The sequence below is a fragment of the Paenibacillus sp. J22P218 genome (assembly GCF_056269195.1).
Window position 1 is genome coordinate 671,531 of sequence record NZ_JBWDNL010000003.1, and the last position, 24,629, is coordinate 696,159.

Sequence of the window (24,629 nt, forward strand, 5' to 3'; positions counted from 1 at the left end):
ATTAATTAAACCGTTTTGGTCTGAATAGGAGCAACCGGGTCGCCTGCTCCAGTCTTGCGATCTAGACCGAATGGCTGCCCGATTTCCGGCAGCGGCTTCACTGCCGCTATGCCGATTACGACGCAAATCGCGAGAGCAATATAGAAGAAGGACCAGCCGCCGACGGCCAGCAGAAGCGGTGCAATCGCGGGAACGATAGATTGCGGCAATGCGTTCGCCACGTTCATGAGCCCGAAATCCTTAGCCGCGTCTTCCTTGCGCGGCAGAATCCGCGAGACGAGCGCCATGTCTACTGCCGTGAAGCAGCCGGCGCCGAGACCGATAACGGCCGATGCGATAATATAGGCCATGTAGTTCGGAACAAAGGCGAATACGAGTATGCCAATAACCATAATGAATGCGGAGCCGTACAGGAACGGCTTCTGCTTGCGGAATTTATCCGACAGCATGCCTCCGAATACGCTCGTAATCGCCATCGCGATCATCGAAATGATGTTGATCGTACCGACGCTCGCCGTCGCCTCGCTTTCCGTGAAGCCCATGCGGTTAACGAGCATGACCGTTAAATACAAGCTGCTGCAATAGCCCATCATAAGCAGAAACTTGGATACGATCGCCCAAGTGAATTCCGGGAATTGGCGCAGGCTCGGGTACACTTTGCTCAGTTTCTCCCCAAGCGGCATATGCGCCTTCTTCTCCTGAGCCGTCTCGACCTTGCCGTCTTTAATGATGAACAGACTGATGACCGGACCGACGATGCCGATAACCGACATCAGAATCCACTTCACGTCCGAAGATACGTCGGTCATAACGATCATCAGCACCATGCCAATCGACATCGCGATCGGCAGCACGAGCCCGATCAAGCCCGATACCGTGCCTTGTTTCTCCGGCGCCACTTGATCGGGAACGAGCGCGGTGTATGCCGCCATTCCGAAGTTGAAGAACAGCTGCGCGACGGCCCAGCCGATCGCGATCTGCCAAACCTCTGTCGCCAATCCGACCAACAGCAGCGCGGCACACCCGATAACGGGGCCGATTAATATCCATGTGCGGCGGCGTCCGAACGAAATGTTCGTGCGGTCGCTGATCGCGCCTCCGATCGGATTGCCGATCAGGGCGAAGAATGCGCCGATGCCTGCTACAAGCCCGTAAGACGACGTGTATCCGTCGGGATCGATCTCGATCATTTTGAAAGTCAACAATAGTAGCGCGGGTGTCATTAATGCCATCATCATGCAGCCGTATCCGAACATAATGCCGAACGTCAGTCTGCCGAACGACGTTTTATTGTGCTTGCTCGCGATTGCTCCAGCCATATTTGCTACCTCCCGAGTGAAATTTGATAACGCTTACAAATCTGATTATAAAAGAAACCGCCACCCTCGGGAGAGGCGGCGGCTTGCAGACTTTTGCGTCTTTATTTAATGTGTTTTGTGAAAGCGCTACACTCCGGCTAGCCTTTCGACCTTAAATATCGACATAGCGGCTTACCTTACCATACCGGCATAAGCTCGATAAGCTCGACGCCATGCGGCTCCAGAACGGATACGCAGGAGTAGCTTTGCCCCTCCTCGACCTCTACATAACGATGGAGCTTATGCGGTCGCGCGCCGGCGATCAAGTCCTCGGCATCCTCTGCGCTGATTGGATCCGGAGCACCCATCTCCACCCAACGATCGAAGCTGCTTCCGCGTTTGCGGCTGATTGAACGCGTTACCTGCTTATATTTGCCGGCGGGCAGGCCCATCCATTCGATCTCGAGCTTCACCGTCTTGTTGTCTTTAAAGCCGTTGTAGCGGTTCAAGTGGTCAATGAACGAAATGTCGCCCATCGCGTACAGATCGTCGAAGTGACAGTAATTGAAGGTCAGCAACTGATAACCTCCTCTTCCCGCTGTGACCATAAATCGATCGCCCCTGGCGATGAGCCTGTCCCCCAGCTTGGCAAGGAACTCGTATGCCAGCATACCGGGCTTCGGAATCCCGTATTGGGCGACCAAGCCGAGTCCGCCATGAAACAGCTGCGGCGGCGCCGCCATTTCTTCGATATTGTCGCTCAGCAGCCAGTAGCCGAATCCTTCGATTCGATCGAGATTGTCGACGATGTTTTTGACGATATAGGCCGCCTTATAGGTCGTATCGTTGGTCAGCTCGCGGTGATAGGCGGTTGAGTTCCACTCCGTTAAGTAAATTTCGGCATCCGCCAAGCCGTGCTTAGCCAGCAGCTTCTGCTCCTCAATAAGACTGTCCTTCAGAAAATTCGGATTCGCCGATATGCCTACGAACTCTTTCAATAGCTTGCGGTAAGGCTCCAGCTTATTGAAAGCATCGATCTTCTCCGCTTGCAGGACATTGCCCAGATCGTCATGCGGGTAGAAGTGGAGCGGAACAAAATCGGGCATGCAATCCCGCTCCCGGCAAAAAGCAAAAAATTCATCGGTGATAAAAACGCCTGAATCGAGCGTAATAATTCTGCCCGGCGCCCCGATGTCCAATCTCGGCGATATGGCCTTCAGCGTCCTGTACGTTCCCTCGTAAAGCTCGCGGTATTGCTCCATCGTTCCCGGCCAGAACGCATCGAATTCCGGCTCGTTCCAGAACTCGAACTTCCAGCTCTCCACCTCATCCGCCCCGTAGCGATTCATGCAATGGCGGATGAATCGGTCGATCAGCTCGCACCATAGCGCTACCGATCGAGGAGGGCTTACGCAGCTTTTTACATAAAAAATGGTCTCGTTCGGATTAGCCGCCATCGCGGAGGGCATAAAGCCAAGCTCGACGAACGGCTTCAAGCCGATAGAGAGCAAGAAGTCGAACAGTTCGTCGATCAATCGAAAATTGAATTGCGCGATCCCCGTTTCATCTTCGGCATACACCATCATCGCGTCGTCGAAAATCCCGTGAAACCGCAAATACCGGAACGGACATTTGCGCTGCAGCTCCCGAAGCTGTTGCTGAACGCCCGAATGAAGCCCCTCCTTCGCCTTGCCGATCGTCATCAGATTGCGCCATGTGTGACGAATCGGGGCTGCAGGCGCAAGCGCGTCGATCTTATGATACTCCGCTTCAAGAGCTATTACGTCCTCTGCCTGCTGCGCCGGACTACGCTGCAAATAATGCTGGATAATACCGAGCGCGCTCGATTGGCTGAACGTCAAATAGTTGGACGACGTTTTCTCCTTGCGATCTCCCGTATCTGGACGGTGCTGCTTGCGATATTCGTTCGGGGTCATGCCGTATTTGTTCTTGAACGCCGCGTAGAATGACTTCGCATTCGGGAAGCCGTGATCCAGCGCCATATCGGCGATAGAAGCCTCATCCCTGCCCAGCAAATCGACTACCGCATGCTTCAGTCGGACATTTGACAGATAGGATTGAAAGCCCAGCCCGATATGGTCGCCGAAAAATTTGGACAAATACGGAACGGACAAAAACTCCCTCTCGGCCAGCGCTTGCAGTGTAATCGACTCACGATAATGATCGTCTATATATGAAATGATGCGAAGCATACGCTCCATGTACTTCTCGTTCATCGCACCTGTGTTTATTCCGCCCGGCAGTCCGAATTGCTTGAGCAGGATCGAGAATACTTCCAGCATCCGAATTTGCATATCGAGCTCGTATACCTCGCCCTTCTTATGCTTTAGCTGTACCATCTCCGCGAGACAACGGCGAATACGATCCAAAGCGCCGCGCCGTTCCTTGCCGGCCGTACCCGAGTAGCAGTCGAACGCAATATCCTCCGACCGATTGAGCTTCTCCTTCACATAACTGACCGGTATGAGGAAAGTAGCGATAATATTCGTATCGAAACCGATGACCTCGTGCACATGGCATTGATTAATAAGAAGCACGTCGCCTTCGCCAAGCGTCCTCGTCTCGTTCCCCACCGTCACCTCGAGCGTGCCCCTAAGCACGAAAATAATCTCGATGCTCGTATGCCAATGGCCGGGCACGAAATTAACGCTGTGCAAGGACACGTCAAACGGCAGGCTGTCGTCCGTCTCCACCAGCTCGTACATCGCGTTGCGCACCTCAAACCGCTCCTTTTATCCCGAATGCTCGTTATAATGGGAGTATACACTTATTTCCGCGCGGCATGTAATAGTCACCTCGCGCTTTGGTTGATTTTGTGGAAACAATAAGATAGACTCGTTGAACGGCGGTATACGGCCATTTAGCAAATAATGAGCATATCCTGATATACAAATATCATTCATCCATCATTAATTATCATTAATAGCAAGGTTAGGAGCGTGGCTTCATTGAGCAAAGAGCAAGACTGGGCTAGCGAGCAGCAGAGAGTCGACGAGATTACGTCCATCATCGAAGAGCGGATCGCCAAAATCGAGGAGGAAGTCGGCTTCGTGCGCAAAGACGTCGTAGAAATGCGGCGCGAGTTCTGGGATGAGGTCACGATGAACTTTATGGAAGAGGTTGACCTTGGGGAAACGTCCATTAGTATGCGGCAGCAATCCGAGGTATTGTTCGAGAGGGAGCATCGGCACAAAAATACGGCGGTAGAAATTAAGAAGCTTCGCAAGCTGCTGCAGTCGCCGTACTTCGGCCGAATCGACTTCGCCGAGCATGGAAGCGAGCCGGAGCGTATCTACTTGGGCATTGCGTCCCTGCTTGATAAGGACGACAACGAATTTCTAATCTACGATTGGCGTGCGCCAATCTCGAATCTATATTATGACAGTACACCCGGCCCTGCTTCCTATCGCAGCTTAAACAGCGAGATCGAAGGCGAGCTTACGCTCAAAAGGCAATTCGGCATTCGCGACGGAAACATCCGGTTCATGTTCGATACGGGCATAACGATCGGAGATGAATTGCTGCAAGCCGTTCTGAGCCGCAGCGCAGATAGCCAGATGAAGAGCATCGTCGGGACGATTCAGAAGGAGCAGAACCGCATTATTCGCGATGACCGCAGCCAGCTTCTCATCGTCCAAGGGGCAGCGGGCAGCGGCAAGACATCGGCCGCCCTTCAGCGCGTCGCTTATTTGCTCTACAAATATCGCGGGCAGATCAGCGCCGATCAGGTCGTTTTATTTTCGCCGAACCCGATGTTCAATAGTTATGTGTCCACCGTATTGCCGGAGCTCGGCGAGGAGAACATGGTGCAGGCAACATTCCAGGAATACTTGGAGCGCCGGCTCGGCCACGAGTTCAAACTGGAGGATCCGTTCGAGCAGCTCGAATACGTGCTCTCGTCGGCATCCGAGCCGGGCTACGATGCCCGCATGGAAGGCATCCAATTCAAGTCTTCCGATCAATTCATGCAATTAATTACTTCCTATAAGGAATTGCTCCTGCAGGAAGGAATGATCTTCAAATCCATTCCGTTCCGCGGCAAAGCGGTCATTACCGCAAGTCAATTGAAAGGAAAATTTTATAGCTACGACGCATCGATCACGCTGGCGAACCGTCTCGCGCTGCTGCGCGACTGGGTGCTCAAGGCTGTTGCCAAGCATGGCAAGGAGCAGTATGGAGAGTTATGGGTCGAGGAGCAAATCGAATTGCTCGATCAGGATCAGTATCAGCAGGCGTATGAACGGTATCTAGCCCTGACGGGCGGCGACGAGGATCCATCCTCATCGGATAATGCGATGAGCGAACGGGACATTATGGCCCGCATGGTCGTGAGCAGCAAGCTGAAGCCGCTTCGCAAGTGGGTTAAGGCGCTTCGTTTCGTCGATACGACCAGCCTCTACTGCGAGCTGTTCCGCAATCATTCACTTGCGAGCCGCTTAGTTGGCGATGTGTCATTGCCGCCTCGCTGGCATGAATTAAGCAGCCAAACGATTAATCGCATTAAAGAGGGCGAGCTGGCTTATGAGGATTCCACGCCTTACTTGTACTTGCGCGAGCTGATGCTCGGCTTCCACTCGAACAACGGCATCCGGTACGTATTCATCGATGAAGCGCAAGATTACTCGCCGTTCCAGCTCGCCTTCCTGCGGCGGTTATTCCCGCGGGCGAAGATGACGGCGCTGGGCGACTTCAATCAAGCGATCTACGCCCACTCCTCCGCCTTGCAGGATGCAGGACCGCTTTACGCGCTGTATGGACCCGAGCAGACGGAGCTGATCTCGCTCACTCGCAGCTATCGCTCGACGCAGGAGATCGTTCAGTTCACGCGCGGCATGGTGCCGGGCGGCGAACATATCGTGCCATTCAACCGCAGCGGAGAGAAACCTGCCGTCACGCTTGTGAAGGAACGTTCGATTCTGCACGAGTCGCTGGCTGCCGATGTTCATAAGTTAATCGACCAAGGGTATGAATCCGTCGCGATCATATGCAAGACGGCCAAGGAAAGCGAGGCAGCCTTTAAGGTGCTTAAAGATTTGCTGCGTGTTGCGCCAAGGCTCATTAAGAAGACGACGCCGAACTTCGAGAAAGGCGTCCATATTATTCCCGCTTACTTGGCGAAGGGCGTGGAATTCGACGCCGTCCTTATTTATAACGGCTCCAAGAAGCAGTACTCCCGCGAGAGCGAACGCAAGCTGTTCTATACGGCATGCACGCGCGCGATGCACCTGCTCCACATTTACGCCATCGGCGAGCCGACGCCGTTCGCCGCTTCGCAGCCGGACGACACTTACGTCCGAGTCGACGTGCGGGAAGTGGCTGCGACCGCCGGCAATCCAGGCTTGGTATAACAGGCATGAACAAAAAAGGCCCTTGGACCGCGATTCGCGCTCCAAGAGCCTTTCTTATTGTCTGGTTTACTGGACTGGCTGACTATAGAGCATTCTTCCAACAAGCTAGCTATTACTTTTACCCATTTTGCCGATTTTGTGTAAGTACCGACTCACAAATCCTCCATAAATTCAATTCTGCGTCGGTACTACCCCGTGCAACAGAATCAATGATACTGCTGACACGGTGCTTCATAACTAATTCTAATACGTATAGCGTCCCATTCCATTCGCCTTCAACATGCTCTCGAAAGCGTAGACAGCAGCAGAAGCCACTTCAATATCTTGGGCGCTCGTGCCCCCGCTGACGCCGATCCCCCCGACAATTCTCCCTTCGCCGATCAAAGGAATCCCCCCGCCGAGAATCACGAGTCTACCTTCGTTGGTTGTATTAATCCCAAACGTAGGACCGCCTGGGAGAGCGGATTGCGCTAGATTAGCTGTCGGCATCTGCATCGCCACACTCGTCCAAGCCTTGTTCTGTGAAATATTAATACCAGCGATTCTTGCATTGTCCATACGGTGAAACATGATCAGATTCGCGCCTTCATCGACGATTGCAATATCACAGTTAAGCCCCATTTGCCGCCCTTTTTGCTCCGCGACCTCAGTCAATCGCTTTGCAATATCCAATGTCATTCTGACCATATCACACAACTCCTTGTTATGAAGCTCAGCACGATGCAACATGCACCGTCATTCTAACTGCATGATATGGTCATTGCCCCAGAAAGGTGAGCGTCATTTGCTCCATAAAATCTCTGATCCGGCATGATTCTTTGAATCAAGCGTAAACGGCTATCGCCGTCCTCTATAGTGTGGTTTTATCGTACGGCTATCCTATATTCTACTCCACAAATACTAACGTACCGAAATGCTTTGATAAATGGAAGTGGATCGCGCCTGTCGGCGACCATGCCCAGAAGTGGCGGTTGCCTTGCTTATCATCGTCGATCCGGTACATGTTACAGCGCCACTCCGCGCCAACGGCCGGCATATAGTCGAAGTTCGACAACGGGATATACAGCTCGCATGCCCAAGCTCCATCATCCCCAGATACGACGGTTGTACGCAATCCGTCCGCATCCCACTGCTTGTTGACATCGATATTCCCTTCACCGTCATTGCCGATCAACGCGTCATACACGACGTTGTTAGGGCTGACGACAAATTCCCTGTACAGCTGGCCTTGGGCGGTATCATCGAGAAAGATTTCTACAACATCCTCTTGATACAGAGGCGCATCCCTCTCCGTCATCGTCGATACAACATGGTCGTCCTCGCAATCGAAACGAACCATGATCGCTTCCTGCGACCAGCACGCCTTAACCGTCGTGCGCAGTCGCGCTTGTTCCCCATCCACCACTTGCACAAGGGAAACGGCCTCCAGCTCGGTCCATTGCACCGATTCAATCGTTCCCTCTACCTTCTTGCAGTTATATCGCATCGTCCTGCTCCCTTCGGCGGTATCATCATAATATGCCTAATTATACCATCGTTTAGATTGCCCTTCTCGTAAAAATTCACATATTTCATAGAGTCATAGACTTATAAACAAGCCATCCTTCATCTGCGGAATAGTGTATAGCATTACGAGTATAGAGGAGTGAAGTCTTATCAGAACGTACAAAGCTTGTCTACTAGGAAGAAACGAGGTGCCGCCGGTTCGGACGAATGCAACGGGAACCGCTTTTTTCCGTCTCAACAGTGCGGGTACCGAGCTCAGATTCCAGCTAGTCGTCCGCAATATCGCCAAAGTCACGGCAGCTCACATTCATCTTGGTCAAAAAGGTGTGAACGGACCCGTTGTTGCCTTCCTGTTCGGACCGAATAAGTTCGGCATTTCCGTCAGACGGGGTGTCGTTCGCGGCGTTCTTACGGACGCGGATTTAATCGGACCATTGACCGGACAAACAATTGCTGACTTAATTACCGAGTTTAATGCCGGCAACGCTTATGTGAATGTGCACACGATCCAGAATCCGAACGGAGAAATACGCGGTCAGGTCAAAAAAGTATAGTTTTTCGCTATACAAACATGAACAACAAAAAAAAGACGAGCCCAACGGCTCGCCAGGCTGTCGTGACTTTCTCGACAGTCTGAGGCACATCCCCTCGAGGATGTGCCTTTTTGTTGCATTCATCACGTTAAATAAACCCGCAACCATGCAAATATGTAATTAAATATGATTTAGTGATTTGTTTGCAGTGATCAATAAGCAGCCAAATACCAAAGCCGCCAATCGTAATAATTTGCAAAATAGCCGTACCTATCTTGCCCACGTAAAAACGGTGAAAAATATCCTAGAAATATACAAAACAATAACGCAGGCGAAAAAGCATCCTGAAGGGCGCTCCCCGCAACTACCTATCTATATCCATCCAACTCCACCGCTCCGTCTCCAGCCTTAAGCCTCACATAAACCGTCGTACCCAAACCTAGCTGAGACGTTATAGACAATCCGTAATCGTCTCCGGCATACAGCTTAATACGTTCGTTGACGTTGAACAATCCGTAGGAGCTTCCGCTGCCCAGGCTATTCTCGCTTTGCGGATCTGCCGGTTCGGTGAGAAGGTGCCGCGCCCGTTCCTCTTCCATGCCAATACCGTTATCGGATACCGTGAAGAGGAGATCGCCGTTATCCTCCTTCGCGGAAATTACGATCGTACCCCGCTTTCCCTTCGCCTTGCGGATGCCATGAAGCAGCGCGTTCTCAACGATCGGCTGCAGGATCAGCTTCGGCATTTGATGCTCTTCCACTCCTGGCCCCAGTTCCAGCTTGAATTCGAACGTATCCGGGAACCGGCTTTGCTGAATTTCCAGATACACCTCCGCCAGACGTAGCTCATCTTCCACGCTGACGATGTTTTTGCCTTTATTGAGACTTAACCGGAAATATTTTGCCAAGCTGTCGATCATCCCGCTAATATCGGTCGCGCCCTTGCCGATCGCGATCCAATTGATCGTATCGAGCGTATTGTACAAGAAGTGCGGGTTAATCTGAGCTTGAAGCGCCTGAAGCTGCGCCTCCCGCTCATGGATCTGAGCTTTGTACTTCTCTTCGACAAGCGTTCGCACGCGAAGAATGAGATGGTCGACGCTGCGCTCGAGCATATGGAAATCGCCGTTAACAGGCGACAGCTCGTTCAGGCTCTCCGACCCCTCCTTGCGAATAACGGTAATGACATGATTCACCCGGCGATTCATCCCGCGCACGATAATAGCGAGCAGCACGAACGGCAGAATAAGAAACAGCGCGACGTATTCAAGAAGCGACGTCCACTCCGAACGCTGCGTCAGCTTCAGCGCTTGAGGCGACAGCTGCGATTCGGTACCCTGCGCAACCAGCTTCCAGCCGGTTGGGTTCAGCGTCGTGAACATGACGTCATTGGCTTCCCCATCGAGCTTCAGCGTGCTGCTGCCCTCGTCTCCTTGCTTTAATACGCCCTCGATGGCAGCATCAATCGAAGTCCCGATCTTCTCCCGATCAGGATGATAGACGATAGCTCCTGCCTCATCCACGAGATACACTTGCGTACCCGGCGCAAATTGCAGCGCCGATAATATATTCGACACCAAGCTTTCCTTCACATCGATCATGAGCACGCCTGACACGTTGTCATAGTGATCCGGATCCCTCAGCATACGGGCAGAGGAGAAGATGCGGGCGTTGCCCGCTTCTAAGTACGTTTCCTCGTACGCCCCTGTCCACACGATGCCGCCGTTGCCTTCGATAATGCCGTCATACCAAGGCCGCTCCTTCAAGCTGTCCAACGTAAAAAAATTGATTCGCTCGCCAGCATACAGCTTCGACTTGTTCACGAACAAGCGCACATGGAATACGTCGGAATTGGACTGCACGGTATCGACCAAATACCTTAAATCCTTGATTACCTGCATCTGAATGCCGATCGAAGCATTATCCGTTCTCTCAGAAAGGTAGGAATGGAGGTTCGTATTCATGAAAGCGGCATTGCTAATATCCTCGATATGCTCCAGCCGATAAGCAAGATTGCTGCCCGCTTGCTTCAGCGCCTGCTGGGTTGTCCGCACGATTTCACTCTTTAGAATGGCAGCCGAACGCTCGTAATAGCCGTACAGAAAGACGGCGGCCGGAACGACGATCAGAAGCAGATAAGCAATAAGCCAAGGGCGGGGAATCGAAAGGCGGTGAGCAAAGCGTCGGATCGGTCCCGCCGTTTCACTCCCGCCGCTTTCCCTTTTGACAGACCTGCGGTTTCTATACATAGTTGTCCCTATACACGCTCGGCGTCACGCCGGTCGCCTTCTTGAACAGCTTTGTGAAATAGCTCGGGTCGGTATAGCCGATCGCATGGCATATATCATAAGATTTATATTGCGGATCACGAAGCAGCTCTTTCGCCTTGTCGATGCGCACCTGCGTCAAATACTCGCCGACCGTCTGCCCCGTCTCCTGTTTAAATAACAGACTTACATAGGTCGGCGTTAGAAACACCGCCTTGCCGATATCGGCCGCGGTCAAGTCGCCGTTCGCATAGTTCTGCTCGATGACGGCTCGCACCCGCTCCACTAGGTTCGCTACCTTGCCCGTCCGCTTCTCGCCAATTCGCTCGCATGCCGCGAGCAAATAAGCTTCAAGCAGCTGGCGCATCTCGCCCAGCGTTTCCTTGTCGGATAACGCTTTCCATAAGGATGCTTCCGCCTGCTCCAGCTCCGGTGACTGTACGCTCAGCTCCATGAGCAGCTGCCCCACGGTAAGGACTAGCTGCTGGCAGACGTTAAGCCCGTATTTCAGACCGTCCCGCCGGTTACGGCCCAGTTCGCTGAAAATGAGGCCTAGCACCTCGCGCAGCCGGTCGCCCTCAGCTGCTTTCAAAGCCGATACGAGCTGCTCGTTATGAACGAGATCGTATTTACTGATACCGCCCGTATCCGACATCGAGCTCTCCAAGCTATCCATCGTAATGATGCGGTTTTTGCCCAAATACCATTTATGGTCGGCTGCTTCGCGCGCTTGCCTATACGCGGAGTTCAGATCGGACAGAGCTGAGACGCGATCGCTCATGCCAATCGTAACGCCAATCTTCAAGTAACGCTCCAGATTGCCGCGAATATCCCCGGCAAGCGCGAACAACGCCTCCGATGCATCCGAAGCAAGCTCGCCCTCCGCACGCAGGATGCCAACGAACTCGCCGCCACGATGCTCGATCACATACCCGCCAACGTACGTATCGATCAGCTCCTGACATATATTCAGAACCCCATACCAAAGCAATTGGCGATCCCGTTCGGTGCGGCTGCCCATTACGTCCGCAAGGTCGTCAACGGAGATAACAATGACCCAATAACAGGCCCTCACGGGTAACCGCAAGCCAAGAAAATCGATCCGCTCGCCAAGCTCCGCATGCGGGATGCCATTCCCGATCAGCGACAGCAGAAACTTCTCGCGCAGCAGCGGCATGCCCTCTTTCAGCTTCTCGAGCAGCTCCTGCTTATGAAGCTGCTCCGCCCGCTCGGCATCCAGCTCGGCTACTACCCGCTCAATGACCGCGCTAAGCTCCTGCAGATTAACCGGCTTAAAAATATAATCAACGGCGCTAACCTTCATCGCCGACTTCAAATAATCGGCATCGTCGTGGCCGCTCACAAAGATAATTTTGCATGCCGGATAGCGCTCCGCAATTTGCCGCGACAGCGTGATGCCGTCCATATTCGGCATCCGAACATCCGTCAGGATCAGATCGGGCTGCTCCCTCCCGATCATCTCCAGCGCGACATCCCCGTCATCTGCCTCTCCCATTACTTCGATCCCGTAGGACGTCCAGTTGAAATAGGAGCGTAAGCCCGTTCTGACCGTCGGTTCGTCGTCAACGATTAGCAATTTATACATCGCTCTGTCCTCCTTCCCTCGTATTTCACGCTGACAGCTTTACTTGCCGATGAACTTAACCCCTTGCTGTTCCAAAATAGCATGCAGCTTATCCATTGAAACGTCTCTCATAGCCGCCTCAGCCTCTTCGCTATCCAACGATACAGCAGCCGCAACACCAGCGGCCTGGCCCAGCGCATAACAAGTCGCTTGCACGCGCATCGAGGACATCGCGACATGCGTCGCGGCGATCGCTCTGCCCGCTACGAGCAGATTGTCGATTGCGGCAGGCACCATGCAGCGGTATGGAATATCGTACCCGCTAATCTTGCGCTCATCCGTCGTTTTCTTGGCATCGGGACTATGAATGTCGATCTCGTAATTCGTCTGCGCGACCGCATCCGCGAATCTGGTCCCGGACACGACGTCATGCTCGTTCAGCGTATACAGCCCTTCGATTTGGTTCGTCTCCCTGACGCCTGTCTGCGGAGCAATATGGGAAATCGCATAATTCTCGAATCCCGTTCTCTGCAAATAATGGGCGATCGAGTACACTTGCCGAAGCGCCTCTGTCTCCGCGTAATTAACTTCTTCTATTTTAGCGCCGTTCGCCTTCACGCGCGACATATTAACCAGAAGCACGCCATCGTCATTTTGCTCCCAGTACAGTCTCCGCCCCTGCGGCAAATCGGATACGTCTTCATAACGGTAGCAGCCTTCCGGCAGGATCGGCGTTACGGGCTTGCCCGTATTTTGCATCGTGAACATAAGCGTCATCGGCTGCGTCAGGCCGTCCTCTTCCCTGCCCGTGTGATAAGGAACGCCAGCATCGATCGCTACCCGCGCATCGCCCGTGCAATCGATGAACCGCTCCGCTTCGAATGCCCGCAGCCCCTCGCGAGTCGATACGATAACCGCGCGGATTCGGCTGCCTTCCCGAATCGTTCCCACGAATTCGCAGTGAAAGTTCACCTGCACCTGTTCCTTCTTCATTTTCTCGTTCAAATATTGACGCACAATAAACGGCGAATATTGAGGAGCGATCGACTCATCATGGCCCTTCGGTAAATAATCTGCCAAGATCTCCGATATAATCTCGCGGTAGATGCCGGTTACGTTGCCGACAGGCATGAAGATGCTGACGTTAGCGAGCGTACCCATGCCGCCAAGCTGCGCCGACTTCTCCAGCACGATAACCTTCTTGCCGTAGCGTGCTGCGGCAATAGCAGCAGCCGTACCCGCAGGCCCGCCCCCGATAACGATTACGTCCGCATGCGCATGCGTTTCAACCTTGCGTTCGAATGCATAATTCACGTTGTTCATTATAATCTCTCCCCATGTCATTGGAATGAAGGAAGCGGCGAGCGCTCTCCCTGACCGCCGCCGCTTATCCCATTATTTCGTCGTAACATACCAGTCGTTGATTTCCTTCGAGCTCGCTTCCGCTCCTGCTGCCTTATATTTCGCTTGGAATGCTTCCAATCCGTCCAGCGTTTCTGCGCCAGCGATCAATTTAATCGTATAATCGCCAACCATCGATTCCAGCTGCATGTTGTTCTTCGAGTAAGTTGGCATATACGGCGCCACGCCAAGCTTGTTCTGAATTTTCACATCATCCGATTGTTTATTATTGATAAAGTCGAACGCTTCGAACATGACCGGGTTTTTGCGGACGCGCGCTTGCCAGTATTGCGGATATTTCTCCTCATCCGTTCCGGCCATGTAGTTGTTTGCCAAGTTGCGCTCATCCGTGAAGATGGGAAGGATCGGCGTGTACGCGCCATCTTCAACCGTATAGTGCGTACCTTCCACACCGATAGCCATCGTCTTGAATGTCTCCTCTTCCAAGCTTGCGTTGATCCATTTGATCGCATCCTCGGGATGCTCGGATGCCTTCGGAATGAACGTTAAGCGGTCGAAGCCCGCGTTCGCCGCGAAGCCGGCCTCTCCTGCCGGACCTTTCAAAGCCGGAATAAAGGAAAACTTCGCATCAGGCAAGTTTTTCGTCATCGTATCGGAGATCGTCGGGATATCGGCCCAGTGGACGATGATCGCTCCAGCTTTGCCGCCCGCGAACTTCTCTTTCGCCGTTGCATCCTTGTTCGCTACGAATTCTTTGTCGAGCAGACCTTGCTTGTAGAGATCAGCCATATAAGTAATGTAATCCTTGTAGGACGGATCGAGCACCCTTGGAACAAGCTGACCGTCGACGTCATTCCATGTATTCGGCAGGCCGAAAGCGCCTACGATATTGTCGAGCATCGGAAGATCGCCGCGGATCGTCAGCGGTACGTTATATTCGCCGTTGCCGCCTGGATCTTTCTCCTTAAACGCTTTCAGAACAGCGGTCAATTCATCCGTTGTCGTAGGCATTTGCAGATTCAACGCTTCCAACCAATCCGTGCGGATCAGAATACTGGCGTTCACCGGATACGTAATGGAAGTCGGAATCGCATACAGCTTGCCGTCAACCTTAAGCGCGTCCATCGACTGCTGCGAAATCGCATTTTTGATATTAGGGCCGAACTCTTCAATAAGCGGCGTCAGATCGACAAGCGCCCCTTTTTGCGCATAATCCGAATATAAAGCCATGTCGCTGTAGGAAGTAACGAGGTCATAGCCCTCGCCGGAAGCCATAATCAAATTCAGCTTCTCTGCCCACTTGTCTTGCGGAAGCATATCATACTGCACCTTGTAGCCCGTTTTCTCTTCCAGCAGCTTCGCTACAGGGTATGTGTTGTAGTCTTCATTTTGCCAAACGTTAAGCCGTTTCAGCTTCACCGACGACGGACCGGATGCGGCTTGGTTGCCTTCATTGCCTGATTTGCCGTTATTCTCATTGCCACTGCCATTACCGGACGAGCAGGCTGCCAGAGCGCTTACCATTAGCACAGCAGCCAGCGAAATCATGACCCCTTTTAGACCCTTTTTCATAACGTGACCCTCCTGAATGTATTATTTATCATTAATTGTCCAGAAATGCTAGGCAGATTCACTCTCATTCCGAACAAGTTAACGCACGCTTGGCGCCAACACCACTCAACCCTTGACCGAACCGATTAATACGCCTTTGATAAAATACTTCTGGAGGAACGGGTACACCAGCAAAATCGGAATCGTAGACGCAATGACCGTTGCCGATCTGACCCCTTCCGCCGGCACGTTCATGAGATCGTCCGCACTCTTGTTAAGCGCCGAGGACGTATCCGCATTCATGACAATGTCTTGCAAATACAGCTGAAGCGGCTTCAGCGACGAACTGTTGATGTAGAGCATCGGATTAAAATAATCGTTCCAATAATAGACCGCATAGAACAGTCCGATCGTTGCCAGTACGGGACCGCTCAGCGGCAAGATGATGCGAAACAGGATCGTGAAGTTGCTCGCGCCTTCAAGCTTTGCGGATTCCTCTAGGCTGGCGGGCAGACTCTCGAAATAGCTTTTGATAACGAGCATGTTGAACACGCTAACTAACGCCGGCAGGATGAGCGAGCCCAAGCTGTTGATTAAGTTCAGCTCGCGGATAAGCAGGTAGTTAGGAATAATACCGCCGCTGAACATCATCGTGAAGATGAACAACACAATGATAATGCCCATGCCGGGAAGCTCCCGCTTCGACAACGGATAAGCCGTCATCGCCGTAATGAGCAGCGACGCCAGCGTTCCGACTACGGCAACCAGTGCCGAAATAAACAAAGAATGAAGAAATTGATTGTTAGTGATGACGAACTTCATCGTATCCAGCTGGAAGCCCTTCGGGAATATCCCGACTTTGCCCGCTACAATCGCCCACTCCTCGCTGATCGCCTTGGACAATACGTTGGCGAACGGCAGCAGCGTCATGAGACCCATTAAGGTCAGAACGAGATAAATGCCGCTGTCCAGCGCGTAGTCTCCGAATTTTTTGCCTCGCATGTTATCTCCCCCTTACCAAATGCTTCTCTGCAAAAATTTGCGGCTGAGCATATTGCCGATCACGATTAGCAAGAAGCCGACCGCGGAATTGAATAAACCGACCGCCGTGCTGAAGCTGTAATCCTGCTGCCCCAAGCCTAAGCGGTACACGAACGTGCCAATAACGTCGCCGCTCTCATAAACGAGCGGATTGTACATCGTTAAGATCTGCTCCGTTCCAGCCTCCAAGAGACTGCCGATTCGAAGGATAAGCATAAGCATGATCGTAGGCAGAATGCCGGGAAGCGTGATCGAGAACATTTGCCGGATACGCCCCGCTCCGTCGATTGCTGCCGCTTCATACTGTTCTTGCTCAATGCCCGCGATAGCGGCAATGAACACGATCGCATTCCACCCGATCTCCTTCCAGCCTGCCGTGAAGACGACGATGCTGCGGAAGAAGTTGTTGTCAGTCAGAAACGATATCGGTTCCCCGCCGAAGGATCGAATAATCTCATTGACGATACCGCCCGATGGCGACAGGATGTTCACGAATAACCCCGATATAATGACCCACGATAGAAAGTGGGGCAAATAAATGATCGTCTGGATCGTCCGCTTGAAAAACATTCGCCGCACTTCGTTCAGCAGCAAAGCGATGACGATTGGTATCGGGAACAAAATCGTAATCTTGTACAAGCTGATCAGCAGCGTATTGAAAAGCACCTGCATGAACTCATCGGAGTGCATGAGCTTCTCGAACTGCTGCAGCCCAACCCACTCGCTGCCTGATATGCCGCCGAAAATATTAAAGTCCTGGAACGCGATCACGACGCCGTACATCGGCGTATATTTGAACAATAGCAGGAAGATAATCCCCGGAATTAGCAACGCATACATATCGAGATTGCCACGGATCAGCTTCCATCGGCGACCGCTCTTGTTCGGTCTTCCCGAGGCCTGCATCGTGCTTGCTTTACTCAACCTCATCACCTTCTTTTCTCTGTCGTGTCTTCATTGTAAAGAACGAGCCTAAAGCTGAGTAGAAGACAATCCTTTGATTTATGGTCGAATTCTATAGAGATTAATAATTTGATTTTCACACGCATAAAGGTTTCAAATAAAAATAACCCCGACCTTAGATGGTCGGGGTTATCAGGTGTTCCGAAAGGGAGACCTGCATCGCTTAAAAACTAAACTATACGAGTCCTAAGAGGCGATGCAGAATGACCGCAGCTTGCGCGCGAGTCAGAAGGCCGCCCGGTTCAAGCGCGCCGCCGATACCGTTCACGATACCGGAAGCGACGAGTGCCGCTGCGCTTTCACGCGCATAGTCCGCGACTTCGGAAGCATCCGAGAAGCTAGCCAAGGATCCTTCGGAGTTAATCCGCTGTCCCGCCGCTTCGAGCGCGCGTGCCGTCAGCACCATCATTTCCTGACGCGTAATCGGAGCGTTCGGGTTGAAGCGTCCATTGCCATCGCCACTCGCAATGCCAAGTCCTTTCGCAATGCGGACCGCGTCGTAATAGTAAGCCGTTGCTGCAACGTCTGCAAATGCCGTTCCGCCATCGTTCTTAAGCTCAAGAGCTCGAACGAGAAGGAGCAAGAAATCTGCGCGCTTCATGTTGGCAGCCGGCGAATAGGTAGTGCTGGACGTGCCATTAATGATATCGCGCGCTGCCAGTGCATCGATTGCCGATTGCGCCCATCCATAACGCCCGATATCTTCGAAGCTTCTTTCCACGTAAGCAACAGCATACATGCTGAAATGCGTAGTATGGAACACGATGCTTCCAGTCTTCCCATCATAGTGTCCGTTCGGGACTGCCGTTACGACGCCGTTGTCATCCACGTACCAAACGACAAGGTTGCCCGGCGATTCAAGCTCTTCCGCCGTAGGCTCGTACGGAGCGATAATCGTTACGGGAGCATTATCGTTGCTCCATGTCACAACTTGATTGTTCACAAGCACATGCAGATCGAACACCGGCCGATCGCCGATTTCGTCACGTACAGCCTGGCTTACGTCCTCTAGACTTGCCGGACTGAACACGATCGTTACCGTATCGGACGAGATATCCATACCTGCGAGCATGCTGCTCGGTAACTGAATGATGCCCATATCCGTCTTGATGGAAATGACGTATTCCTCATCATCGCTCAAAGCCGATGTCGGCAATTGGATCGCGTAGCCGTTCGTGCCCGTTGCAGGCTGCAGCTCGAACACGATTTCTTTCACGCCGTCGGCATTATTCCCAGCTTCAGCTAATTGGCCGCCTAACAAGTCGTTGCTGATAATGCCTAGAGCGCGTCCGCCTGATGCAATCGTCGGAACAATCGCGTCATTCGAGCCGCTGCCTGAACCATCCTCCGGGCTGCTCGGATTGACCGGATCGACAGAAGGCGCGTTACCTGTGCGCTTGGACACGGCATCAGACAACAGTGATTCAAGTCCGTTCGCATCAACCGACGAGATTTTGTAGTAATACGTTGTCGATGTGCTTAGATTGGAATCATGGTAGGTCTCCGCTTCGATTGCAGCGGCATTCCGCTTCACGAACGGTCCGGATTCGGACGTTGCGCGATATACGTTGTAACCTGCCGCTTGATCGACAGCATCCCATTTGACTTCGAGCTTATTATAGGATGTTGCGCGAATCGTGACATTCGCCGGCGGGTTCAGAGCCGTATCCGCGTTGTTCACGAATTGAAGCACACCGAGCTTGGAAGTATCCTGGTAGGATTGGCCCGAAGGATCCGCCCAATTCGCAACGCTGTCTCTCGTACCATTGCCGTCCTCGTCATTATTAACCTGGAAGTCGAAGCCGATGACTGTACCTTCCGCAGGGGTAATCGTATCGAGCAGGATCGCCGCTTCTACGACGTAACCAACGCCAGGCACAAGCCTCGTTGCCGTCTCGTAATTGCTTTGGGAAGCGTGACCGCCCACCGTTTTGATATTGTTGAAGTTAATCCGATACTGGCCGTCATCGTTTTGATACAACGGCGATTTGCCGTTGTTCTGGTCGACGAAGATTTCCACGGAGTCCTCTTCATGCGCTTGCTGACTTTCATCGCTTAATACTGCATCGGTTACGACCGCATAGACATATAGGTATTGCTCATCCCACAGCGTCTTGAACTTCGCGGTCGATCCGCTTGTTCCTTGCACCCATAATGCCGTTTCAAGCTCGGCAGCATTGGCCCATTCCGCATCCTCTTCACCGTCGATAACCGGAGTTCCCTTCACCGCCAGTGCCGACTTAGGAGCGGCAACCAGCGTCAGCGAGCCGTAACCGGCTGTATCCTGGTGCTGAATGTTGCGCCCATCGCTCCAGGAAACGATTGCGCCATTCTGACCATGCTCCGTACCGTCCTGCGCGCCGCCGGTCGTCAAGCGGATGTCGAAATACAATGTTTTGCCGACCGTATTGCCACTGAGCGGAATAGCGGTTTCGACGATATAACCGCCTATCTTCTCGGTAACTTGGTCTGATGTTTCACGAGCAATTTCATATTTCGTGAAGCCATCGTCCGTTTTCACGAACAGCTCCGCTTTGTCTTCGCTCGTCTTAACACTGTCTTGCACATCAGCTAGCACATACAGATAGTTGTCATCCCATAAAGTTTTGAAACTCGCTCCGAACGCACTCGTTCTTTCCGTTTCCATAGCGGCAACCTTATTCCAGACGTCATCTGTATGCCCATCGATAATCGGAGTGCCTTCCGCAGCGCTGCCTTCCTTCGTTACGAGCGGCAGCTTGGAAGGAACAACCTCCTTCACCGCTTCAACCATTCCCCAATAAGCGTATTTCGCTTGATGACGCTTATCGAACGGGAATGGCGCGTCTTGACGTGTCGTACCGCGATTATGCAGCCACGTATGGTCATCCGCCAGACCCCAGATCGTTACGTTGCTGATCCAGCCGTCCGGATTGTACGCCTCGGTGTCCGGATCGGCGTTTTTGCCTTCCTCGTCGAGCTTCACCAGTTCCTCGAACAATTCCTTGTACCGATAGCCTTGGCGGACAAGAATGTCCTCGGGAATCGGATCATAAGCCGTGCTGTTGTTCGTATAAACGGATATATCGAGCTCCGTCAGTTGATTGTCGAATCCGGCCTCGCCGAACTTACGGATCGAATCCGACATTTGCTGAATGGAAGGTCCGCTCACGTTAATATGGGTTTGGTGGCCCACGCCGTCGATCGGCACGCCTTCGTCTCTAAGCTTCGTAACAAGATCGAACAGGAAATCGCGTTTCTGCGGGTTGTGCGTGCTGTAATCATTGATGTACAGCTTCGCGGTCGGGTCCGCGTTATGCGCTTCCTCGAACGCCACACGGATGAAATCGAGACCCGTAATGCGATACCAGTGCGTATCGCGCATGCCGTCAGGACGGCCTTCGTCGATCACCTCGTTCACCACGTCGTAGTAATCGGCGACATCCGCATACTTGGCGACGACCGCTTGAATATACGATCTGAGGCGGGAGAGCACAAGCGCCTTATTCGTTTCGTTCGCTTCGAGCCACTCACCCTGCGCATCCTTCAACATCCAATCAGCGCCTTGCTCATGCCACAACAACGTATGGAATCGAAGCTTCATATCATTGTCTTTGGCATATTTCACAATGGCATCCGCGCCCGTATAGTTGTACGTGCCTTCGGCCGCATTCATCGAAGCCGGCTTCATGGAGTTCTCGGCTACGATAGCGCTATAATGCTTCTTAAGCAGTTGATCCGCCGTGCCGGTGAACTGAGCTGGCTCGACCGCAGCGCCGATCTCGAAATAATCCTCGTACAAATCCTTCAAGCTATCGAGCCCGGTTTGGATCGGCAGCGTTCCTTCGAGCGGACCCACATAGGTTAACGCAAAGTCGTCCATATAAAACGATCTTGGTTCGCCGTTATCATCCGCCGTTTCTACATAAGCGTTCAGTACGGTCGGCTTCGTTCTGAGCGAGAACTTGCCGGACAGCTGTACCCATGCCGCATCCGTTACGGTTGCATTGGCGGATACGTTCGTGAACGTGCTGTCGCCGGATTGCACGCTAAGACGGAGTCTTGTCGGATCTTCTCCCGGCGCCATCTTCACCCAAGCCGACAACGTATACTCGTAGTTTTTGTGCATTTTGCCAAGTACGTTCAAGAGCGGACCGTCATATTGATCCGATACGGTCGTCAGTAAGCTGTTGGCCCCTCCGCTTGTATGATTATCGTCGGAGGATACTTCAATATTGCCATCACCGTTTCTTCGTACCCAGTCTCCTTGTCCGTCTTCAAACCCAGTGGCGATGCCTGTCTGATCGAGCGTGCTTGGATCGGGATCAGGCTCGGTCTGACCTGGCGTCACATCGACAATGACGAACTCGTCAATGTAGATATCCGCGATGGATGCGGCCGACTCGATATAAAGAAGCAATTCAGCCGTGCCGGACGGGAGCGTATAGCCTGTTTTGCTAAACGTTGTCCACTCCGTGCTTGTAACGGTCTTCTCCCCCATATGCCAATCGAAAGCGCTTCCGTTCTTCCACGTCACATGGAGGTTGTCCGAGCCTTCGCCTAGCTTTGCCTTGAGCGATATATCGTACGTGTGTCCCTGCTGAAGCTTATTGAAAATACTTATGCTTGGACTTGCGCTCTTCGTCAGACGATCGGCAAATTTCAACGAATGCGTCCCTTCAGAAGCCGTATCCGTGCTGACGGACAAGCTGCCCGAACCGCCCCATGAAAGAGGAACCCATTCCCCTATTTCACCGTCCTCGAAGCCCTGGTCCACAATTTTCGTTACAGTCTGCGGCGTAGTATCCTTGATCAATACTTCGTCGATATAGATATCCGCAGTAGATGCTAGGGTCTCTATATAGAGGAGTAGCTCCGATGATCCCGTCGGAAGCGTATAGCCTGTTTTGCTAAACGTTGTCCACTCGGTGCTCGATACCGTACTCTCTCCCATATGCCAATCGAAGGCGCTTCCGTTTTTCCACGTCACATGGAGTTTATCTGAGCCTTCTCCCAGCTTTGCTTTGAGTGAAATATCATACGTTCGGCCTTGCTGCAAATAACTGAGAATACTAAGGCTCGGACTGGCCGATTTCGTTGTGCGCCCCGAGAATCGGAGCGAGCGGCTTCCCGACGATGCTTGATCTTGCGAGATGGCAACGGTGCCCGAGCCGCCCCATGATAGCGGCAGCCACCCGCCCGTACTGCCATCCTCGAAGTCTTGGCTCAGCACTGTGGTAGCCTCCGGCGTAACCGGATCCGTCACTGGCAGCGCAACCAGCTTAGCCTTGAACGTATCGATATAATACGATACCGTAGCGTTGCCCGAAGCTTGAACGTACAATTGATACTTAGTCGCCCGAGGATCCAAGGTGATATTGCCTTTAATCTCTACCCACTCGCCGGCGGTAACCGTCTCCGCACGTACGGCTTTATAAGCAGCCGAATCGCCAGCCGGCAGACCCTCTTGATTCACGTTCATCTCCAGTGTAGCTTCGCCAGCCGTGTCTTCCAGCAGCTTGGCATATACGGACAACTCGTAGGTCGCCCCTTTGACCAACGTATCCAAGTACGCGCCCGGACCGTTCCAGTTCTCCGTTCTCCCCGTCGTCTTGAGGCTGCCTGCCCCAGCGTGCGCCGTATAGGTCGACTGTACAACTGTTTCCGAACCCCGCTTGAACCAGCCGTCTGTATTCGTGTCGAAATTATTGGCAAGCACGACCTCTCCGACTGCGGCCGCATGAGCGGATTCGCCCGTCCATACTTGCGGCAACAATAAGGCAACCGCAAGCAGCAAGGATAAATAAACCTTCAACTTTCTTCGCATTCCACTTCTTCCCCCTTATGCATGGATGTGAGAAAGGTAGCGCTTTCATAAACTAAAAAAGCAGCAATCCCCAAATCCATCGTAAACCTAATTCCGCTCCCTATTAACCCTAAAAACTATAGATGTTTCTGCGAAAATTTGTAATAAATAAAGGCGGCACAGGGAGAATCAACTCCATGATGCCGCCATTGCTTTCGGTATCTATATAAAATCCAACCAAATCTTAATCGCCGGATCATTCGCGTCCGTATCTTAAGCATGACAAGATGATCGCCTCTCAGAAACAGTCCGTCCCAACGGGGTCGGGTTTGTGAGCCTTATGGAATTAGGATGATTTTCCCTATGCTTTTGCGGCTTTCGAGCAGACGATGGGCGTCCGAGCCTTCTTCAAGCGGAAAAGCTCTTGGCGTCTCCAGCCTCAGACTCCCATCCAGAAGCCAGCCAAACAATTCATCCGCCCGGCGCACGCGGTCTTCAAGGGAGGCGACATGGTTCCATAGATCTCCGCCGGTTAACGTCTTCGACGTATCCATAAGCATTCTTGGATCCACAAAGGCCGGATCTCCTCCAGCCATCCCGTAGAAGACAACCGTTCCTTTCGTCTGAACAGCCGCAAAGCTGTCCATTAAAGTTGAGCCGACGGAATCATACGCAACCTTTACCCCTTCGCCAACGGCTGACCAGCTTTTGGCCGCTTCCACCCAACTGTCGCTATAGAGCAACACTTCATCGGCACCGGCTGCCAGAGCTGCCTCCTTCTTTGTTTCCGATGAGACAATCCCAAGCACACGCGCCCCTTGCCGCTTCGCCATCTGCACCAGCAGTTGACCGACGCCTCCGGCCGCAGCGTGAACAAGCACTTCGTCGTCTTGCTGCACATGGTAGCTGTCGCGCGTCAAATAATGCGCGGTCATGCCCTGCAACAGTACCGCCGCAGCCGTCTGGAACGAGATATGATCAGGCAGTGGAATTGCCTTCTCCACAGGTACCAGGACCAGTTCCGCATTGGCATGCGGCACATCGCAGAAAGCGATTCGGTCACCCGGCTTAAGGCCTGCAGCATTTGCCTCGGCTTCCTCTACTATACCCGCTCCCTCATAACCTAATATATAAGGCGGATTCCCCGCCAAATGATAATTGCCCCGCCTGCGGTATATATCGGCGTAATTCAAACCCACTGCCTTCATCCGCACCAATACGGTTCCCGGCTTAAGACTCTGCGCGGGAATCTCCTTGTATTTGAGCACCTCCGGCCCGCCAAACGCATCAAACACTAATGCCTTCATGCTTTTCATCCTAGTGCCTCCGCATTATTAATCATGAACTACTTTCTATTCCAATATGCCTC

At 52.6% G+C, this 24,629-nt stretch carries 15 protein-coding genes; 2 read left to right on the top strand and 13 right to left on the bottom strand.

The features are described 5' to 3' along the window. Positions 1 to 5 precede the first annotated feature (5 nt). Together AC0YN0_RS17650 and AC0YN0_RS17655 are read right to left on the bottom strand one after the other, a co-directional pair. Positions 6 to 1,319, bottom strand: a complete 1,314-nt coding sequence (locus AC0YN0_RS17650; protein ID WP_475822427.1) for an MFS transporter — start codon at positions 1,317 to 1,319, stop codon at positions 6 to 8. A 176-nt stretch (positions 1,320 to 1,495) separates the two neighbouring features. Then, positions 1,496 to 4,036, bottom strand: coding sequence for a GH39 family glycosyl hydrolase (locus AC0YN0_RS17655; protein ID WP_475822428.1), 2,541 nt, complete (start codon positions 4,034 to 4,036; stop codon positions 1,496 to 1,498). A gap of 231 nt (positions 4,037 to 4,267) precedes the next feature. Here AC0YN0_RS17655 and helD point away from each other — a divergent pair, with 231 nt between their 5' ends. Next, positions 4,268 to 6,667: an RNA polymerase recycling motor HelD gene (helD, locus tag AC0YN0_RS17660; RefSeq protein ID WP_475822429.1), complete on the top strand. Its 2,400-nt coding sequence runs from the start codon at positions 4,268 to 4,270 to the stop codon at positions 6,665 to 6,667. Between the two features lie 243 nt (positions 6,668 to 6,910). Here the strand turns inward: helD and AC0YN0_RS17665 are convergent, their stop codons facing one another. Beyond that, positions 6,911 to 7,354, bottom strand: a complete 444-nt coding sequence (locus tag AC0YN0_RS17665; protein ID WP_475822430.1) for a GlcG/HbpS family heme-binding protein — start codon at positions 7,352 to 7,354, stop codon at positions 6,911 to 6,913. Between the two features lie 199 nt (positions 7,355 to 7,553). Then, positions 7,554 to 8,153, bottom strand: a complete 600-nt coding sequence (locus tag AC0YN0_RS17670) for a carbohydrate-binding family 9-like protein (protein WP_475822431.1) — start codon at positions 8,151 to 8,153, stop codon at positions 7,554 to 7,556. 169 nt (positions 8,154 to 8,322) lie between these two features. Here AC0YN0_RS17670 and AC0YN0_RS17675 point away from each other — a divergent pair, with 169 nt between their 5' ends. Beyond that, positions 8,323 to 8,727, top strand: coding sequence for a CHRD domain-containing protein (locus AC0YN0_RS17675; RefSeq protein ID WP_475822526.1), 405 nt, complete (start codon positions 8,323 to 8,325; stop codon positions 8,725 to 8,727). Between the two features lie 127 nt (positions 8,728 to 8,854). Here AC0YN0_RS17675 and AC0YN0_RS17680 read toward each other — a convergent pair whose 3' ends face one another. The 9 genes from AC0YN0_RS17680 to AC0YN0_RS17720 form a co-directional block, all read right to left on the bottom strand. Further along, entirely contained in the window at positions 8,855 to 9,007 is a 153-nt protein-coding gene (locus tag AC0YN0_RS17680) for an NINE protein (protein ID WP_475822527.1), read from the bottom strand. A gap of 67 nt (positions 9,008 to 9,074) precedes the next feature. After that, positions 9,075 to 10,955, bottom strand: coding sequence for a cache domain-containing sensor histidine kinase (locus AC0YN0_RS17685; protein WP_475822432.1), 1,881 nt, complete (start codon positions 10,953 to 10,955; stop codon positions 9,075 to 9,077). After that, positions 10,948 to 12,579, bottom strand: a complete 1,632-nt coding sequence (locus AC0YN0_RS17690; protein ID WP_475822433.1) for a response regulator — start codon at positions 12,577 to 12,579, stop codon at positions 10,948 to 10,950. The genes AC0YN0_RS17685 and AC0YN0_RS17690 overlap by 8 nt, the downstream gene beginning before the upstream one ends. A gap of 39 nt (positions 12,580 to 12,618) precedes the next feature. Further along, positions 12,619 to 13,881, bottom strand: coding sequence for an FAD-dependent oxidoreductase (locus tag AC0YN0_RS17695; RefSeq protein ID WP_475822434.1), 1,263 nt, complete (start codon positions 13,879 to 13,881; stop codon positions 12,619 to 12,621). A gap of 72 nt (positions 13,882 to 13,953) precedes the next feature. Further along, positions 13,954 to 15,492: an extracellular solute-binding protein gene (locus AC0YN0_RS17700; protein ID WP_475822435.1), complete on the bottom strand. Its 1,539-nt coding sequence runs from the start codon at positions 15,490 to 15,492 to the stop codon at positions 13,954 to 13,956. Positions 15,493 to 15,597: 105 nt separating this feature from the next. Beyond that, the gene (locus AC0YN0_RS17705) at positions 15,598 to 16,473 is read right to left on the bottom strand and encodes a carbohydrate ABC transporter permease (RefSeq protein ID WP_475822436.1); all 876 of its coding nucleotides are present in this window, start codon (positions 16,471 to 16,473) and stop codon (positions 15,598 to 15,600) included. Between the two features lie 12 nt (positions 16,474 to 16,485). Beyond that, a complete protein-coding gene (locus AC0YN0_RS17710) occupies positions 16,486 to 17,442 on the bottom strand; it encodes an ABC transporter permease (RefSeq protein WP_475822528.1) in 957 nt (318 codons plus the stop codon). 208 nt (positions 17,443 to 17,650) lie between these two features. After that, positions 17,651 to 23,281: an endo-1,4-beta-xylanase gene (locus tag AC0YN0_RS17715; RefSeq protein WP_475822437.1), complete on the bottom strand. Its 5,631-nt coding sequence runs from the start codon at positions 23,279 to 23,281 to the stop codon at positions 17,651 to 17,653. Between the two features lie 317 nt (positions 23,282 to 23,598). Then, a complete protein-coding gene (locus tag AC0YN0_RS17720) occupies positions 23,599 to 24,567 on the bottom strand; it encodes a quinone oxidoreductase family protein (protein WP_475822529.1) in 969 nt (322 codons plus the stop codon). Between the last annotated feature and the right edge of the window lie 62 nt (positions 24,568 to 24,629).